20 protein-coding genes are annotated in these 14,263 nt (G+C 56.6%); 5 read left to right on the top strand and 15 right to left on the bottom strand.

Features of this window, described 5'->3' with window-relative positions; all coding sequences use genetic code 11:
• Positions 1-19: 19 nt before the first annotated feature.
• Positions 20-1,003 (bottom strand): tRNA dihydrouridine(20/20a) synthase DusA, encoded by a 984-nt coding sequence (dusA, locus tag CFI10_RS11465; protein ID WP_425270451.1) that lies wholly within the window; start codon positions 1,001-1,003, stop codon positions 20-22.
• Positions 1,004-1,154: 151 nt separating this feature from the next.
• On the opposite strand from dusA, the gene CFI10_RS11460 reads away from it, so the two are divergent.
• Together CFI10_RS11460 and CFI10_RS11455 are read left to right on the top strand one after the other, a co-directional pair.
• Positions 1,155-2,276, top strand: coding sequence for a site-specific integrase (locus tag CFI10_RS11460; protein WP_206834560.1), 1,122 nt, complete (start codon positions 1,155-1,157; stop codon positions 2,274-2,276).
• Positions 2,249-2,932 (top strand): hypothetical protein, encoded by a 684-nt coding sequence (locus tag CFI10_RS11455; protein WP_206834559.1) that lies wholly within the window; start codon positions 2,249-2,251, stop codon positions 2,930-2,932. The genes CFI10_RS11460 and CFI10_RS11455 overlap by 28 nt, the downstream gene beginning before the upstream one ends.
• 41 nt (positions 2,933-2,973) lie before the next feature.
• Here CFI10_RS11455 and CFI10_RS11450 read toward each other — a convergent pair whose 3' ends face one another.
• From CFI10_RS11450 to CFI10_RS11395, 11 genes are all read right to left on the bottom strand, one after another.
• Entirely contained in the window at positions 2,974-3,333 is a 360-nt protein-coding gene (locus CFI10_RS11450) for a pyocin activator PrtN family protein (RefSeq protein WP_206834558.1), read from the bottom strand.
• A gap of 292 nt (positions 3,334-3,625) precedes the next feature.
• The gene (locus CFI10_RS11440; protein ID WP_242529971.1) at positions 3,626-5,428 is read right to left on the bottom strand and encodes a DNA cytosine methyltransferase; all 1,803 of its coding nucleotides are present in this window, start codon (positions 5,426-5,428) and stop codon (positions 3,626-3,628) included.
• Positions 5,425-5,628 carry a hypothetical protein gene (locus tag CFI10_RS11435; protein ID WP_206834556.1) on the bottom strand — a complete coding sequence of 68 codons (204 nt, stop codon included), beginning with the start codon at positions 5,626-5,628 and terminating at the stop codon, positions 5,425-5,427. The genes CFI10_RS11440 and CFI10_RS11435 overlap by 4 nt, the downstream gene beginning before the upstream one ends.
• 70 nt (positions 5,629-5,698) lie before the next feature.
• Positions 5,699-6,337 (bottom strand): DNA translocase FtsK, encoded by a 639-nt coding sequence (locus tag CFI10_RS19400; RefSeq protein WP_341868531.1) that lies wholly within the window; start codon positions 6,335-6,337, stop codon positions 5,699-5,701.
• A 25-nt stretch (positions 6,338-6,362) separates the two neighbouring features.
• Positions 6,363-7,472 (bottom strand): DUF1351 domain-containing protein, encoded by a 1,110-nt coding sequence (locus CFI10_RS11425; protein ID WP_206834554.1) that lies wholly within the window; start codon positions 7,470-7,472, stop codon positions 6,363-6,365.
• On the bottom strand, positions 7,469-8,440 hold the full coding sequence (locus tag CFI10_RS11420; protein WP_206834553.1) for a RecT family recombinase: 972 nt from the start codon (positions 8,438-8,440) through the stop codon (positions 7,469-7,471). The genes CFI10_RS11425 and CFI10_RS11420 overlap by 4 nt, the downstream gene beginning before the upstream one ends.
• Complete coding sequence (locus tag CFI10_RS11415; RefSeq protein ID WP_206834552.1) at positions 8,437-9,318, bottom strand: PD-(D/E)XK nuclease-like domain-containing protein; 882 nt, start codon at positions 9,316-9,318, stop codon at positions 8,437-8,439. Before CFI10_RS11415 ends, CFI10_RS11420 begins: the two co-directional genes overlap by 4 nt.
• Positions 9,315-9,548, bottom strand: coding sequence for a hypothetical protein (locus CFI10_RS11410; protein WP_206834551.1), 234 nt, complete (start codon positions 9,546-9,548; stop codon positions 9,315-9,317). The genes CFI10_RS11415 and CFI10_RS11410 overlap by 4 nt, the downstream gene beginning before the upstream one ends.
• Positions 9,545-9,847 (bottom strand): hypothetical protein, encoded by a 303-nt coding sequence (locus CFI10_RS11405; protein WP_206834550.1) that lies wholly within the window; start codon positions 9,845-9,847, stop codon positions 9,545-9,547. Before CFI10_RS11405 ends, CFI10_RS11410 begins: the two co-directional genes overlap by 4 nt.
• On the bottom strand, positions 9,847-10,011 hold the full coding sequence (locus tag CFI10_RS11400; protein ID WP_206834549.1) for a hypothetical protein: 165 nt from the start codon (positions 10,009-10,011) through the stop codon (positions 9,847-9,849). The genes CFI10_RS11405 and CFI10_RS11400 overlap by 1 nt, the downstream gene beginning before the upstream one ends.
• Entirely contained in the window at positions 10,008-10,466 is a 459-nt protein-coding gene (locus CFI10_RS11395) for a helix-turn-helix transcriptional regulator (protein WP_206834548.1), read from the bottom strand. Before CFI10_RS11395 ends, CFI10_RS11400 begins: the two co-directional genes overlap by 4 nt.
• Before the next feature lie 162 nt (positions 10,467-10,628).
• Here CFI10_RS11395 and CFI10_RS11390 point away from each other — a divergent pair, with 162 nt between their 5' ends.
• Together CFI10_RS11390 and CFI10_RS11385 are read left to right on the top strand one after the other, a co-directional pair.
• Complete coding sequence (locus CFI10_RS11390; protein ID WP_206834546.1) at positions 10,629-10,937, top strand: hypothetical protein; 309 nt, start codon at positions 10,629-10,631, stop codon at positions 10,935-10,937.
• Positions 10,938-10,943: 6 nt separating this feature from the next.
• Positions 10,944-11,423, top strand: coding sequence for a hypothetical protein (locus tag CFI10_RS11385; RefSeq protein ID WP_206834545.1), 480 nt, complete (start codon positions 10,944-10,946; stop codon positions 11,421-11,423).
• Between the two features lie 63 nt (positions 11,424-11,486).
• On the opposite strand, the gene CFI10_RS11380 is transcribed toward CFI10_RS11385, so the two are convergent.
• Genes CFI10_RS11380 through CFI10_RS11370 form a run of 3 tightly spaced genes read right to left on the bottom strand, consistent with a single transcriptional unit; the run spans position 11,487 to position 13,840 of the window.
• On the bottom strand, positions 11,487-12,302 hold the full coding sequence (locus CFI10_RS11380) for a DUF3037 domain-containing protein (RefSeq protein WP_206834544.1): 816 nt from the start codon (positions 12,300-12,302) through the stop codon (positions 11,487-11,489).
• Positions 12,296-13,024: a HipA family kinase gene (locus CFI10_RS11375; RefSeq protein WP_206834543.1), complete on the bottom strand. Its 729-nt coding sequence runs from the start codon at positions 13,022-13,024 to the stop codon at positions 12,296-12,298. The genes CFI10_RS11380 and CFI10_RS11375 overlap by 7 nt, the downstream gene beginning before the upstream one ends.
• Before the next feature lie 21 nt (positions 13,025-13,045).
• Complete coding sequence (locus CFI10_RS11370) at positions 13,046-13,840, bottom strand: LexA family transcriptional regulator (RefSeq protein ID WP_206834542.1); 795 nt, start codon at positions 13,838-13,840, stop codon at positions 13,046-13,048.
• Positions 13,841-13,945: 105 nt separating this feature from the next.
• Here CFI10_RS11370 and CFI10_RS11365 point away from each other — a divergent pair, with 105 nt between their 5' ends.
• Complete coding sequence (locus CFI10_RS11365) at positions 13,946-14,152, top strand: Cro/CI family transcriptional regulator (protein WP_206834541.1); 207 nt, start codon at positions 13,946-13,948, stop codon at positions 14,150-14,152.
• The last annotated feature ends 111 nt before the right edge of the window (positions 14,153-14,263 follow it).

Here is a 14,263-nt window from a genome sequence, read left to right as displayed (position 1 = left end):
AGCAAATAAAGTCTTTAGCTCAATCCTGTGCGACCAATGCAAGCGCAGCCCTGAAGGTGTCAACGCCTGCTTCCCTTGCATGACCGTTTTCGCTTAGATATCGGCGGAACTGTTTACCGCCACGCTGGCCGTGGAAGAGTCCAAGCAGGTGTTTCGCAACGGCGTACAGGGGAGCGCCTTCAGCCAGGCGCTGCTCCAAGTAAGGGATGAATGCTTCGGCAATGTCCATGCGGCTGCGTGCCGGACGATCAATGCCGAAGTAGCGTTGGTCCACCTCACTGAGCAGTGGCCAGGGATTCTGGTAGGCCTCACGCCCGATCATCACGCCGTCGACCCTCTCAAGATGCTGGTCGCACTCGGCAAGTGTTTTAATGCCGCCATTGATGATGATCTCCAGCTCGGGGTATAGAGCCTTTATGCGGTAAACATGGTCGTAGATCAGTGGCGGGATATCGCGATTTTCCTTGGGGCTCAAGCCCTGAAGAATCGCCTTGCGTGCATGAATGGTAAAGCTGGTGCAGCCGCTTTGGCGAACTGTCTCGACAAACTGGTGCAAGTGTTCAAAGCTGTCCAGATCATCAATGCCAAGTCGGTGTTTGACCGTGACGGGAATGCCTGCCGCTGCCCGCATTTCTCCCAGGCATTCCGCCACAAGCTGTGGGTGCGCCATCAGGCAGGCGCCGATCATATTGTTCTGAACCCGATCACTTGGGCAGCCTACATTCAGGTTCACCTCGTCATAGCCCCACTCTTCGGCCATGCGGGCGCACTGAGCGAGTTCACTCGGGTTGCTGCCACCCAACTGAAGCGCGACTGGATGCTCACTGGCGTGATAGTCAAGATGGCGTGCGGCGTCGCCATGGATCAGCGCGCCTGTCGTAACCATTTCGGTGTACAGCAAAGTGTGGTCTGAGAACAGGCGATGAAAGACCCTGCAATCAGATGTTGTCCAGTCCATCATCGGCGCAACAGAGAACCGCCGAAACCCCGTATCCCGCGCCATTCCTGCCTTGTGGCCTGATTCTGCTGTCTTTTCGGCTGTCTGATTTTCGTTCATTTTTACCCGTTTTGTGCTATTTTTCCGGCTTAGTTGTCCCGTGTTTTGTCCCAAATCGCGTGGGACAAGTCGAGGCATGGAGCACGGGGTGTAAACAATGGCGACGATCATACCACGGGTGGGCAAGTCCGGGGAAAAGCGGTATCAGGCGAAGGTGCGGCTGCAGCGTGACGGGCAGGGGTACAGCGAGTCAAAAACATTCAGCAGCAAAAAGGCGGCTGAGAAGTGGGCGAAGGCGCGTGAAGTCGAGCTGGAGCAAACCGGTCTGCCGCGCAAGCATAGCGGGGTGACGGTGGCTCAGGCGTGCAAGCTGTATGTGGATGACCTGCTCGCCACGCCCAGGGGTGTTGGGCGGACGAAGCGCATGGCGTTGGTGCGTATGAGCAAAGATGACGTGCTGGCTGGGTTTACCCTGGCGGGGGCGCGGTCGGCGGATTGGATCGACTACCTGAAAAGTCGGTACCAGTACACGATCGAGGACCGGGTGATCACCCGTGCGCCGTCCACGCTGGCTGAGGACTATGCGTATTTCCGTGGGCTGATCGAGCATGCGGCTGTGGACTGGGGTGTAAAAGCCTCAATGGATGAGCTGGAGGCGGCGGGCAAGCATGCGCGCAAGGTGGGGCTGATCGGGGTGTCTGAAAGCCGTGATGTGCGCCCCACGCTGCAGCAGCTGGATGAGGTGTTCGACTACTTTTACCGCGAGCGGTCGGGCAAGGGCGCGAACAATGTCACGCGGCTGCCGGTGATCACGATATTCCTGTTCCTGATTTTCTCGACTCGCCGGGTCAGTGAAGTGACGCGCCTGCGCTGGGCGGATCTGGACCGTGAGCATCAGCGCATCCTCGTGCGGCAAATGAAGCATCCGCGGGCGAAGTCCAGCAATGATGTCTGGGTGCATCTGCCCGATCGTGCCATGGCGTTGATCGATACTATGCCCCAGGTGGATGAGCGCATTTTCCCGTTCGCTGAAAAGTCGATTGCCAAGCAGTGGCAGACTGCCCGCAACTGGGCGGGCCATGAAGACCTGCGTCTGCACGACCTGCGACATGAGGGCGTCAGCCACCTGTTCGAGTTGGGCTGGGATATTCCCCGGGTGGCGATGGTGTCAGGGCATCAGAGTTGGGATATGCTGAAGCGGTACACGCACCTGGTGCGGCCTGAGCCGGTTGATAAGTACAGGGAGTGGAAATGGCTGGAGAAGATCGGGCTGGAATGAATGAGGTCAAAGCAAGGGGACCTAACAGGCCATTGCATGATCAGCAGGATGAGTTTTTTAGATTTTCGCAGTTTATCAACTCTGAGGTGATCCTGCGCTGTCATTACAACACGATGCTCACTTTTGAAAAGTTCGTTCATGATGAGGTTGCAGCCGGTCGCATGGAGCAAGGACTCGGAAGAGCAAGTGTTCAAGAACACCTCAACCAGATGTGTAAGGCTACGTTCCTCTGCTTGTTCAGCCATGCTGAGGAAGAGCTGGAAAATATGGCTAGGGCACGGTTTCGTAGTGAGCTGGAACAGGTCAGGGATTATGCCAGCAATAGCAGTGTAGAGCGGTTCAAGTGCGTCATCAGGGACGGGTTTGGGATCGACCTGATGACCTGTACGCAATGGAAAGTTTTAAAGGATGCAGCGACCGTCAGAAATGCGCTTCTGCACTGTGGTGGTGTTATTCACCATCTGCCGAAGAGTAAGAAACGAAAGGTCGAAGAAGTGCTGAGAACTCGAACCGATGTGTTACTCAGATCTGGTCGTCTTTATGTGACCGAGGCATGGATTGATCACGTTGCTAAAGCATTTCAAGAGTTGCATGACCGGATGGTTGATTCGCTCGTTGAGCAAGCTAAGCAGGGCGACCCCCGGCCGCCCGTTTGATCTTTCCATGCCTGCCCGCCCCAGGCCACCTTATCCCCCAATCATCCTGCAGCACGAACACCTGGATTGTTGTCACTATTCTCATCTGATCGATCGTTTTCTGAGATCCGTTTTTGGCTAGGATTAAGGTTGTGCAGCTTTTTGAACTCGTCACGTGCCTCTGCAACTCGCTTATCAATGAACGCTGCCAAGTCCGTCAGGTGAATGAGCCGCACATTTTTCTGGCTACCTTCCAAGCGGTAGAAGGGCACCGGCAGCTCAAGGTCACGAGCTGCATCTGATGCTTTTTTGATGCTGGGGTAGCCCAGATGGTGGTAGCACTCAGTCAACGGAACAGTAGGACGCCCGCCAAACTCAGCCAACAACATCCACAGGGTTTGGGTTGGCATATTGGGTTTCATGATCTCTTCCTCCGCTTACCGTGTCCGTTTATCTCTCTGCAAGCACGCCGCCAGTCCCAGTGCTGGGGCTGTATCTTCACGCTCACAGCTCTGACTCTGCACTGGTTGCTGCCTGTGCCAGGTTGCTTAATCTGTTCCATCGCTCTACTGCCTCTTCTTTTGTCTTGCAGTCTGGGCCAAACATGCCGCAGGGCCTGCACCAGACGCTGTTTGTTGTCTCCAGTGGGCGGATGACGAGGAGCTCTGTGCTGCGGCAGTTTGGGCAGGGGGCTGGGTGGGTCATAAAGAGTCCTCAAGCTGCCACTGGCTGGCGCTGCTCTATTCGATATGGATTGTTTACCCGGGCAATTGCGGCCATCGGTGGCGGACTGACAGAGTTGCCACACATGTGGACCTGCTCGCTCTTGGTGAACTTTCGCCCGTCATGGCCGTGGGTGATGATGTAGTTACTCGGGAAACCCTGGGCGGCATACAGCTCGTGTGGCTGTAGCATGCGCAGGTGGATATCAACGATCACGTAGGGATCGCCACTGATCCAGACCGTAACTAGTGCCAGGCGGTCCCGAGTGGTCAGCGTGTCAGCCGGAGCCTCCACCGAACGGGCATCACCATTGCCGTAGTAGTTGATCAGGAACGCCGCGCAGCGCAGGGCGCCTTCCTCAACTTCCGGGGACAGCTGAAGCTCGACCAGCGAAGTCTTTCCCATGCCGCCGGCCGTAATGGTTGGGGCGGGTGCATCTGCGGGCTGACCAACGCTGGCGCCGAACTGGCGGCTGAGGAATGCAGTGACCAGGCCATGATGCTGACCACCGGCGCTGATCGTGTGCAGCGGGGCATCAACTGATCGTGCATTACAGTTGCCGCGCAGGTGCAGCAGGTTTGCAGTAACCAGCTGCTGCTGGCTGCCAGTGTTCGTGATAGTGGTGGTCGGCACATCCAGCGGCTTGCTGTGGGTGATATTGAATCCGCCGTTGGCCTGGGCCATGAAGGCTGTGACCAATGCGAATCTGTTTTCAGTCGTCTGGGTTCTCAGCGGTTCGTGGGTGCCGTGTGCACGATTACCTTTTCTTTCGCCGCCATAAAATGGCGTCAACACCGGGCTGGCTATTGCAAATGATCCACCCCTTGGCCAGGCGGTGATCGTATTCAGAGGCTGGTCGACTGGTTGTACTGTTTCTGAACTCCAGTTAGCGATCGGCACAATGAAAGGCTCGGCCCGGTCGAGCACTTCGCGCTTCACGCCCTTGGCGATCCGGCGCATAGTAGCGTCAGCCAGTGGGCGAGGGCGATTGAAAATGCTTTTACCTGGAACGCTCCAATCGATGCATTCGGCGGCAGTGCGGTATGGCTTTTGGCCCTTGGCTGGTTTCGCTGCATGAGTCGGCTTCGGCCACACAATAGGTTCACCATCACAGCGAGCAATCAGAAACAGGCGTTCACGGCTGGTTGGTGCGCCGAAGTCGCAGGCTTTCAGCAACTGGTGTTCGACGTCATAGCCAAGCCCCTGCAGCGCCCGCAGAAAACGGCGCCACGTTTTGCCGCGGCGCTTCTGGTCCGGTACCAGGAACTGCTCGTTACGCGGAACCCGCTCGCCACGCTCAGCAACCGTGCCGTCCAGCTTCATGACGCGGCCGGTCTTCTTGCAGCGTTTGGCGATCAACGGCCCCCACTGGCGGATCTGTTTGACGTTCTCCAAGCTGAGGATGAGCGGCTTGGTTTTACCTGCCCACTTGGTTACCACCCACGAGAGATTTCGGATCTCGGCCTTGCGCGGCTGACCGCCTGCAGCCTGGCTGTGGTGGGTGCAATCTGGGCTGGCGTGGAACCAGCCAATGCGACGACCGGCCAGAACCTCAACAGGGTCTACATCCCATACGTCAGTCTGCAGGTGCAGGCAGCCCGGGTGATTAGCCTCGTGCATGCTGATTGCTGCCGGGTTGTGGTTGATGGCGATATGTACCGGACGCTCAAGCCCCATTTCAAGACCTGTACTGGCACCGCCGCCACCGGCGAAAAGGTCGACATTGATATGGTCGTCATACTCGTTCAGTGCCAAGCCGTATTGAGTGGTGAAGTGGGTGTTGATGGCATTCATCCCCGCATCCTCATGTTGTGCTCATAACGCTGCGCGCACTCGGGGCCGCAGAACAGTCGAGCGCCATCAAGTTCATCGGCGCACCAGTGGCAGCATCCATCTGGGATCGGTCGCGGTGTGCTGTTGGCCTGCAGGTTCTGCAGCGAATGCTTGAGCTGCTGCTCGGCGTAGTCGTTGGCGATATCGGCTTCGTCTGCCATGTCATTTCTCCTTGTTGCTGGGTGAGGCACCTGCTGCTGCAGATGCCGTCAATGCACGTTGGGCAGGGCATCAGCCCAGTACCATTCGCTGTCCGTTATGCTGGAGCTCGCTGACCACACCTGCTTTCTCCATGATCTCGACCAGCCGTGCGGCGCGGTTGTAACCAACCCTCAGTTCACGCTGGAGGGCAGAGATCGAGATGGTTCCGGTTTCGGTAGCAAAGGCCACGGCTTCGTCGTAAAGATCATCGGAGGCAGAGTCGAGCAGATCCGGCTGGTCTTCTTCCGCGGTCGGCTTGTCGGCCTCTGATGCTGTGTAGCCGCCCAGCCCCGGCAGGATGATCATCACCATTTCACCGGTGTTATCGGCCAACTCATGTGCACCACTGGGTGCGCCTTCCTGGTGAGCGTCACGCTCGATCGACAGCTTGGCTTCGATGCCGCGCTTGAATACCACCTGGTCGACTTTGCCCAGCACGTACGGGCGGTCGTCAGCGGCGATGGTTTTCACGCAGCTGGTCACCAGCTCCTTGATCTGACGATCAATTGAGTCGATGAAGTCTTGTTGCTGTTCCTCGTTCATCTTCTGCCAGACGTTCGGCAGGGCCTTGCAGGTGTTGATCACCACGCCCATCAGGTCGGTGTGCATGGTGTGGGCTGAAGTGCTGAATACGGTTTCATCAAAATCGATCATGGCTGCAGAGTTCATGAGGTCGTTCCTGTCTTGTTGATGATTACGGCTTGCGGAAAATGGCACCGCCATAGGCGATGGCGATCAGTTCACCCGGTACCCAGATACCGAATGCTTCTGTCATGGCGTTGGCTGACAGCTGGATGGCCTGTGCCTCAGCCTCTGCCTGAGTGCATTTGGCGATGGCGGCTGCTGCTGGATTATCCAGTGGGCCGTAGGCATGCTTCTGCGCAACCGCTGTCGATGCAGGTGCAGGTGCCGGTTCGGCTTGATAAGCAGGCTCGTTTTCATATTGCTGCGGCGCTGACGGCTGAGGTTCAGGTTCAGGCTGTGCCGTCTGCTGCTGGGCCTGCTGTTCCGCCTCCACTCGGCGGCGGTCTGCGTCAGCCTTGCGCTGTTGGCTCTCTTCGGCACGGCGCTGCTCTTCTTCGAATCGCTTGCGGCTGCGTTCTTCGGCCACCTTCTGGCGCTCCAGCTCGGAGGCGATCATGGTTTGCAGGCGCTGGCTGTACTCTTCGTCAGAGGCAAACAGGAAGGTTTCAACGTGAGCCCGGGTCAACGGTGCTGCCAGTCCGGCGCGGTAGCTGTCGTTCTCAAGCAGGTGCAGGCGGATCTGGGTCTGCTGCTGGAGCTTGAGGTCTGCGTTCACACGGATCAGCAGTTCCTGCTTGGCCACTGCCGACAGCTTGCCGGTCTTGGTCAGGGTGCTGAGTTTCACCAGGTCATCGATCTGTGCGCGGCGGAACTCCTCGGCCACTTCCTGCTCAGCCCACATGGCAGATCGGGCCGCTTCCAGTGCCGCTTTGGCTTTGGCCTTGGTCTCATCCTCGAACACCTGCACCTGGTCCAGCAGTCGCTGCCGACCGTCCTTGCACATCTGTTCCAGGGACTTGGCTTTGCCCTCGAAGTCTTTGATCGGTGCGCTCACCTCTGCAACGGCTTCACGGCGGCGCTTGCTGATCTCGGCAGCCAGTTTGTTCAGCTCGGTGGCCAGCTTTTTGCAATCGGCAAGGGTGTCGGCGGTGACCACTACGTCGTACTGTTCCAGCTCACTTTCAAGCCAGGCACGGGTTTCCTCAAAGTTGAACGCGATGGCAGCAGGGGTGGCACTGACGCTGATCATGGCGGTGGCTTCGGTTACGGGTGCGTTCATGCGTGATCTCCAGTCAGGGCATTTTTCTTGGCCTGGTAGGCCCGCTTCACTTCAATCAGATCGACTTCCGGGTGGTCTTCGGCAAACTCACCGATGTCCTGTCCCCACTGGCTGAGCTCTTCAATGCTGGTACATTCCTTCACGCCATCGATCATGGTCTGAATCGCGCTGGAGTAGTCCTGAGCTGGTTGCTGCTGGGGCTCACCAAAGTCCGGCATGCTTTGCTGCGTCTGTTGGGTTGGTTGCTGGGCCGGTGCTGATTCTGCATCGATCGGGGCACGGGTTTTCTTCATCCGGTTCTTGAGCGATGAAGCCTGAGTGCCGGTATCAACGGGATTGATTTCGCGCTCGACCGGGGTGCGGTCGTGCAGCTCGTCTGGCGTGTAGACGCCCAAGATCACGTCAGGGCAGTACATGCGTGCCCAGTATTTCACGGCGAGGTATGCGGCCTGCTGCTTGGGGTTGGTCTTCCAGAGCGGGCTGTTCTTGGTCGTGATGGTGTGCAGGTACACCGGCTCGCCCCAAGTGATATCGGTTTCACCGGCCAACACGGCGCCGGTACGCACCCAGGCATCCTTCTTGGACTCATTCAGCCAGTCACCACCGTACTCGTACTTGAAGCGGCCCTGAATGGCGCGGGAAGAACTGATCACCGCATTGACCAGCTGTGCCTCATAACCCAAGGTGCCGTTGACCAGGTGTGTCTTCTGCGCCACAGCGAAGGGGTTCATGCCCCACTGCGCGGCCTGCATGGTCACTGCCATGCAATCGCCCATGCTGCCCTGCAGATGCTTGGGCACAGTGGAGCGGCCGGTGGACATCACTTCGGCAAACTTCTGGATCTGGCCCATGATCTGCGGGTTCATGAGCATATTGGCCGTATGCGTGGCGTAAGGGGCCTGCATGTCTGGCTGGTAGTCAGCAACGGCCTGTGGCTGCTGGTAGGCCTGCATGGTGTTCTGGTTCATGAAAGTCTCCGTTCATCGTTGCGCACCGCCCAGCCCGGTCTTTCCAGGCGGCGGATGTGTACCCAGTCATCGTTGACCCGGCACTGGTGATAGGTTTCGAGCGCTTCGCGGTACAGTTCATGGCCGCGTTGCACCCAGTCCGGTGGCAGGTCAACTACATCCACGGCGTAACGACCGGCGCTGACGCTGGAGCTGACTGCCAGGAATAGGAACTGTGGCTCTATGCCGAAGTGCTGCTTGTAGCCCTCGCAGTACATGGCGTGCTGAACGTGGTAGCGGAACTCCTCGACGTGCTTCTCGAACCGCTCCAGCCCGTCGACCTTCTTCACATCCACGATGATGTGGTGGTCGATCAGGATGCGGTCAGGACGCACCCGGCACAGCTCGCCGGTCTGCTCATCGGTCCAGTAGATGGACGCCTCGTTCATGCCCTGCTGTTCGAAGATCCAGCGCGCTGTCGGGTGCGCCTGAACGCTGTCGAGCATGATCTGCAGCTGACGCCACTCGTCGGCAGTCAGGATGATCTTGTTGTCATGCTCGATCTGGAACGCTTCCCACTCGGCCTTACCGTCATTGGTGCGGCGGTTGAACTCCGGTGCCACGATGAATTGCTTGTCGAACTCATGCGGCTCCAGCAGCAGGCAGTGCAGGGCTGTGCCGAAGTCCAGCGCTTTGGTCTTCACCTCATCCACCGGGGCCGCTTTTGACCAGGGCAGGGAGGAGGGGCAGTGCGCGACCAGATCCAGGCCGCTCTTGCTGATGCCGGGGCCAGAGTGGTATTCGGCATTGCTCAGACCGGTAAATAAGCCGGGACCGGGGATCACTGGTGCATCGTCCGGCTGCAGCTGCAGGTCGAAAGGGTTGGCCGGGGCATTCATGCGGCTTTCTCCTGTTCGCGGATCTTCTGTGCAGCCAGGAACAGTGCAACGCCACGCTTCTTGGCGGCCTCCAGTGCCACGGGATCAGGCAGGGAAATATCCACTTCGATTTCAGCCAGCGGGATCATGCCCAGCCGAATTTCGTCCGGCTCAATCGGGAATACTCGGTAGCTCACGGTTTCGGTGTCACCGATCGCCCAGGTATAGGCGTACAGGGTCAGCGTTTTCATGAGGGCTCCTTGATTGAACGGGGGTGGCGTAGCGCTGGCAGAAAATCAGCCAGCGTGTAGGGCACTGGCGCTGTTGCCAGCTCGATGGCGGTGGCCAATGTTGCGTTGAAGTTGCTTTCGTTGGCTGAAGCAACCGCCTTGATGGCTGTGCGTAAGCGATAGTTCTCGTCCGCAATCTCTTTCATTTTGCTCATAGCTTTATCGAGCAGCTCGGTATCAGTTATTGGCCGGGGCTTGCAGGCCGAGTTGGGTACAAGCTCCACGGCCTCAGCTGCATGTTTTTCGGTGCTGTCCAGCATCACCATTCCTCCATCATCATTTTCAAAACTGGTCGTATTGGCTCGCGCTTGAACACAGCCCGCAGGCAGAAGCCAGCAGTGACCATTACCCAGCCCGCGACGAATACACTGATCAAACCCACCAGCATCAGATACAACTGGAAAACCGCTTCGATAGCGCTCATGACAGTGCCCCCAAGTGAGTGGTAGACGGGATCGACCCATCAGGGCCGCTGCCGATCTCGCACAGCTCGTCACGGCGGGTACGGCCAGTGCGGGCGGTGATGCGTGCCTGGCCACGTGGGCGCAGTACATCGTCACTGCCGGACACCGCGGCACCGAACAGCGCCACCACGATCAGCAGCAGCTGCAGGCGGTGCAGGGCGCCGACCTCGATCATTTTGTTGATTGCCACCACCACATCGTCACAGCCGGTCTTGAAGTAGATGCTCTTCCAGTACTGGTAGACGGTGTTCTTCGAGCAGTGGAGCTCGCGGCCAGCATCGGCAGCATTGAGGCCATTGGCCCGGCAGACGGCGGCACGGACTTCACCCGGTGTCAGCTTGCGGCCTGACTCCAGCAGGGTTGGGATGCCCTCCCAGTGGCCGAGGGCGTAGCCGTGTTCAGTGCGTGTGATCATGGTGGGTGCCTCATTGCCTGTTGTGTGACTTAAAATTACCAACGGTATTATTAATAGTCAACACCATTGGTAATATTTATTTTGGTGATTCAATCAAACAGGTTCGGTAAGGTGTGCTTTGCGCAGTAGGAAGTCGCGCACCCAGGCAAGCAAGGAGTAGTCATGAGCGCAAAGCCAACCCCCGGAAAACGTGTCATATCAGCCATTCTCGCTGCTGTTCTGCTTACCCACGGATACTTTCTGATTCGCTACAAGGCGCTATCGCCTTGCGAGGCTGCTGCACGCAAAATGGTTTTGGATGTTGTTCAAGAGCATTCTGGAAAAAACGGGACAGCTGGTCAGGCTATGGGCTCAGCCTTTGCTGCGAAGTATGTCGGGTTGCCAGTGGCGCGGCTGAAAATGAGCATGGAGTCTGTTCCGAGCTGCTATGCGATAGCGCTTGGGCTGAAGGACCACAACGATCAGGGATGAAGCGACATGGAGTGGATCATCGGCACGGTGTTGGTGCTGTGGATTATCGGCAAGCTGAGCTCTGGTAAGAGCAAATCCAATCCAGCAAAGGCACGGGGCGCGGGAAACACAGAACCCCAGATAGGATTCAGGGTGAAGACTGTCGAGCAAACCGATTGGCAGAGTGGCGGCCCGAAAAGCAGGAAAGAATTTGATATTGCCCAGTGGGAATCAGAGCTCCGCTCCGTTTGGTCTGGCGATCCTCTGGCCGTCACCTTCACCTACCACGGGCATCGTCGCCAAGTTCAAGTCCGGGAAGTTTTACACCACCCGAGCGGGCACGTATTCATGCTGGGGCATTGCTCGTACCGTGATGAATACCGGTACTTTGACCTGGCCAAGCTGGATACCATGATCCTGATGAAGAGCAAGCGGTACGATGCTTACGACTGGCTGATTCGCGTACTGGGCGAGGATGCGGTGATGGGGATGGAGTTGGTGTTGTAGGGGCGGCGCTGAAGCCTGAAACAAAGAACCCGCCGGAGCGGGCTCGACATTGAGAAAGCTGTATCAGTGAGTCTGTGCAAACTCTGCAATGCTTCGGCTGTCGCTGGTATCCGCTGTGTGAATACCAATATCTTCGAGCTTGTCCTGAAACATTTTCAGATAGTCCCTGAGCCGTTCGTCTTCAGTGTGGCTGATATCCAGCGCAAACATCAGGCTGCCCGCGTCAATGCTGTTAGAAATCAGGTGTTCAGCCCGACTTAACCATAGGTCAGCGTGCTCAACAGCTTTGCCGGTAGTTTTCTGGTCAAATGCCAGAGGCTTTATAGCCCCCTTGGTTTGGTTGCCAGTCTGCCGAACAAAAGGCAAGGTGATTTCATATAGGCCTGCGCTGAGCCCCGCTTTCTTGTATACCCTGTCCAGGCTCAGTCTTTTGAGGCTTTCCTTTACGTTGCGCTCAAGCACTTTCTCCCGGTATACGGGCGTGTTAAAGCTGCGATTAACGTAATGATCGAATAGCATATCAAGCTGGCAAGTTACATCGCCAGTAAGTACGGCTCTCATGTCAGAAAACTGAACAACGCCACCTTTTGTCCGTGTCAGCTCTGTAAAGACAGCCTGCGCAGTGTGCTTGCTCTCTTGGGCCAGCAGGTTCTGAATGCGTGTGAACTCATTACGCAGTCCGTAGATGACGTTCTTGTACACGTCAGCCTCAAGTCCTTCGAAGAAGGTGGTTACGCGACCAAAGCGAGCATTGGCGAACTTAAATTCAAGGCGTGCGGAGGCCGGGCAGAAAAGAACGATGCCGATGTTGGCAAACTCTTCTGTCTCAGCGAATGGCGCAAAGCGCACAATCTTGTACTGGCATGCATGCTTTACCATGTCAGACCTCCCCAAAAATCATCCCTTCTGTATCTTGAAAGCTGTTCCCTGATCCTTTGCAGAATAGCACTGGATGAGGGCGAGTATTCTATCCACTCGTCAGGAATGGCGCTAATGAAAACCTCTAATTCAGCTATGCACTTCTCAAAACGTGCCCCGTAATTGCTTTGGTCATCGAGATCTATGGGCTTGTTCGCAAGCGCGTTACGGAACACGTGGGTGTTCATATCGCTCGGGTTGAAATCGTCAGCAAACGCCAAATTGAAGTCTATAACCTGAAGAGACTGAGAGTGTGGCTGGAATAGTAAGTTCACGTTGCCTGCCGTTTCACCCAGATGCCTGTCTTCGTTTTGCACCCAGTAATCAAACACGAAAACATCTCTCTGCAGCGTAGTCGGTATTGCTGCGAGGTCGGTAATGGTTACCGTCTCGCATGGCATAACCGATCTAGAGGCAAAAAGGTGTTCAAATTCAAGATCAGCCTGCCACGCAGGGTCCAAGATAGACTTGAGCGTTGGATCTAAGTAAGCGATGGCACATGGCGGAGTCGGCAAGCCGAACGCATGGGCCATGTTGGCAGCGATCCACTCGCTGATGAGGCCGCGAACACCAGAGTTTGAGCCTTTGGCAAAATAGTACTCACTGTCATTGAGCCGACAAATAAACGGCTGCAAGACTCCTCTGGAAAAGTCACATCGACTGGTGACTTCGTCAATGAACATCCTGTTTCTGGCGCTCCTCGATCACAAATTCCTCGAAACCAGCTTCTTGACCTCAGCAATCACCCGCAGCTGCTGGGCGTTGTGCGCCGACACCACTTCATCGGTGTAGGCCGGATCGTCTTTGTTGTCGCTGGAGATCAGCCAGCTGCCATCCATCTTCTTGGTGAAGCGCTTTACCTTCAGTTCACCATCGAACTCAAACGCATAGATCTTGCCGCTGATCAGGCGGGGCACGTAGGTATCAGCCAGCACCTCATCACCATCCCACAGCGTTGACCACATGGAGTCACCGCGGATCTTGATTATGCGTGCGTTGCTTGGCTGGATGTTGAGGGCGGTCAGGTCAGAGTGGCTGATGTCCTTGAAGCCATCCACGAAGTCTTCCAGCTTCTCAGCTGCCGCACCTTGGCCGGCTGAAAATGCTTGGTCCATGATCGGTACCTGGGCTGTCGTCCAGTCTGGCGCCACGGTTACGCCTAGCTGGGTGTGGTTTTCTGGGGGTGGGGTAGGGCGTCGGTCTTCATCATCTACCACAGACAGCCCTGTTTGAGCCATGCGCTCTATTTCCAGCGCAAGAGAGGGGCTGAAGTCGCTCACTTTGACCTTGAGCACTTCTGCAAACCGTGCGGCTGCTCTTGCATTTAGACGATTGTAGCCGTTCAGGTAATGACTGACTGCGCTCTGGCCTATATCCATAGCGTCCGCCAGCAATTCTTGATTGAGCCTCAGCTCAGCCTTTTTGCTGTTCCAGATTGCTTTGAGCCTGTCATTGTCGGCTCGTTCTTCAGGCGGCAGTGGCCTTTTGGCTTTACTCATCATGGCAATTTATTACCACAGGTTATGCATATCAAATACCAATGGTGTTGACACGATTAACACCGTTGGTAATACTGGTTCTGTTGTTCAATCTGGAGCTTGGTAATGGACCGCAAACCTCTTTCTGAATTTGTCGATGAGGTAGGGCAGGCCGAAGCGGCGGCTGCACTTGGCTGCACGCAAGGCGCTATCAGCAAAGCCCTACGTCAGAAACGAGAAATCACTGTCCTCATTGAGGATGACGGCACCATCAAAGGCCATGAATTAAGGCGATTCCCTACTCCTGCGAGAAGTGGGCAGCCTGCAGCATGAGCCCCGATCTGGACCCAGTATCGCTGTTTGGATCGGTAATTTTTATCTATTGGCTGGGGTGTGGATTCATACAGTGGCGCTGAGCCTGACCGGCTTCTCCCTTTCGCCGGT

The sequence above is a fragment of the Marinobacterium iners genome, assembly GCF_017310015.1.
Taxonomy (GTDB): Bacteria; Pseudomonadota; Gammaproteobacteria; order Pseudomonadales; family Balneatricaceae; genus Marinobacterium; species Marinobacterium iners.
The sequence above is the reverse complement of the archived record's forward strand: the minus strand, read 5'-3'. Positions and strand labels throughout refer to the sequence as shown.

Excerpts from the sequence above, each read along its gene's own strand:
- CFI10_RS11380 (WP_206834544.1), bottom strand. The coding sequence starts at position 12,302 with ATGGTAAAGCATGCATGCCAGTACAAGATTGTGCGCTTTGCGCCATTC.
- CFI10_RS11415 (WP_206834552.1), bottom strand. The coding sequence starts at position 9,318 with ATGAATGCCCCGGCCAACCCTTTCGACCTGCAGCTGCAGCCGGACGAT.
- CFI10_RS11365 (WP_206834541.1), top strand. The coding sequence starts at position 13,946 with ATGGACCGCAAACCTCTTTCTGAATTTGTCGATGAGGTAGGGCAGGCC.
- CFI10_RS11390 (WP_206834546.1), top strand. The coding sequence starts at position 10,629 with ATGAGCGCAAAGCCAACCCCCGGAAAACGTGTCATATCAGCCATTCTC.
- CFI10_RS11385 (WP_206834545.1), top strand. The coding sequence starts at position 10,944 with ATGGAGTGGATCATCGGCACGGTGTTGGTGCTGTGGATTATCGGCAAG.
- CFI10_RS11460 (WP_206834560.1), top strand. The coding sequence starts at position 1,155 with ATGGCGACGATCATACCACGGGTGGGCAAGTCCGGGGAAAAGCGGTAT.
- dusA (WP_425270451.1), bottom strand. The coding sequence starts at position 1,003 with ATGGCGCGGGATACGGGGTTTCGGCGGTTCTCTGTTGCGCCGATGATG.
- CFI10_RS11455 (WP_206834559.1), top strand. The coding sequence starts at position 2,249 with ATGGCTGGAGAAGATCGGGCTGGAATGAATGAGGTCAAAGCAAGGGGA.
- CFI10_RS11420 (WP_206834553.1), bottom strand. The coding sequence starts at position 8,440 with ATGAACCAGAACACCATGCAGGCCTACCAGCAGCCACAGGCCGTTGCT.
- CFI10_RS11425 (WP_206834554.1), bottom strand. The coding sequence starts at position 7,472 with ATGAACGCACCCGTAACCGAAGCCACCGCCATGATCAGCGTCAGTGCC.
- CFI10_RS11410 (WP_206834551.1), bottom strand. The coding sequence starts at position 9,548 with ATGAAAACGCTGACCCTGTACGCCTATACCTGGGCGATCGGTGACACC.
- CFI10_RS19400 (WP_341868531.1), bottom strand. The coding sequence starts at position 6,337 with ATGAACTCTGCAGCCATGATCGATTTTGATGAAACCGTATTCAGCACT.
- CFI10_RS11400 (WP_206834549.1), bottom strand. The coding sequence starts at position 10,011 with ATGAGCGCTATCGAAGCGGTTTTCCAGTTGTATCTGATGCTGGTGGGT.
- CFI10_RS11395 (WP_206834548.1), bottom strand. The coding sequence starts at position 10,466 with ATGATCACACGCACTGAACACGGCTACGCCCTCGGCCACTGGGAGGGC.
- CFI10_RS11375 (WP_206834543.1), bottom strand. The coding sequence starts at position 13,024 with ATGTTCATTGACGAAGTCACCAGTCGATGTGACTTTTCCAGAGGAGTC.
- CFI10_RS11405 (WP_206834550.1), bottom strand. The coding sequence starts at position 9,847 with ATGCTGGACAGCACCGAAAAACATGCAGCTGAGGCCGTGGAGCTTGTA.
- CFI10_RS11435 (WP_206834556.1), bottom strand. The coding sequence starts at position 5,628 with ATGGCAGACGAAGCCGATATCGCCAACGACTACGCCGAGCAGCAGCTC.
- CFI10_RS11440 (WP_242529971.1), bottom strand. The coding sequence starts at position 5,428 with ATGAATGCCATCAACACCCACTTCACCACTCAATACGGCTTGGCACTG.
- CFI10_RS11370 (WP_206834542.1), bottom strand. The coding sequence starts at position 13,840 with ATGAGTAAAGCCAAAAGGCCACTGCCGCCTGAAGAACGAGCCGACAAT.
- CFI10_RS11450 (WP_206834558.1), bottom strand. The coding sequence starts at position 3,333 with ATGAAACCCAATATGCCAACCCAAACCCTGTGGATGTTGTTGGCTGAG.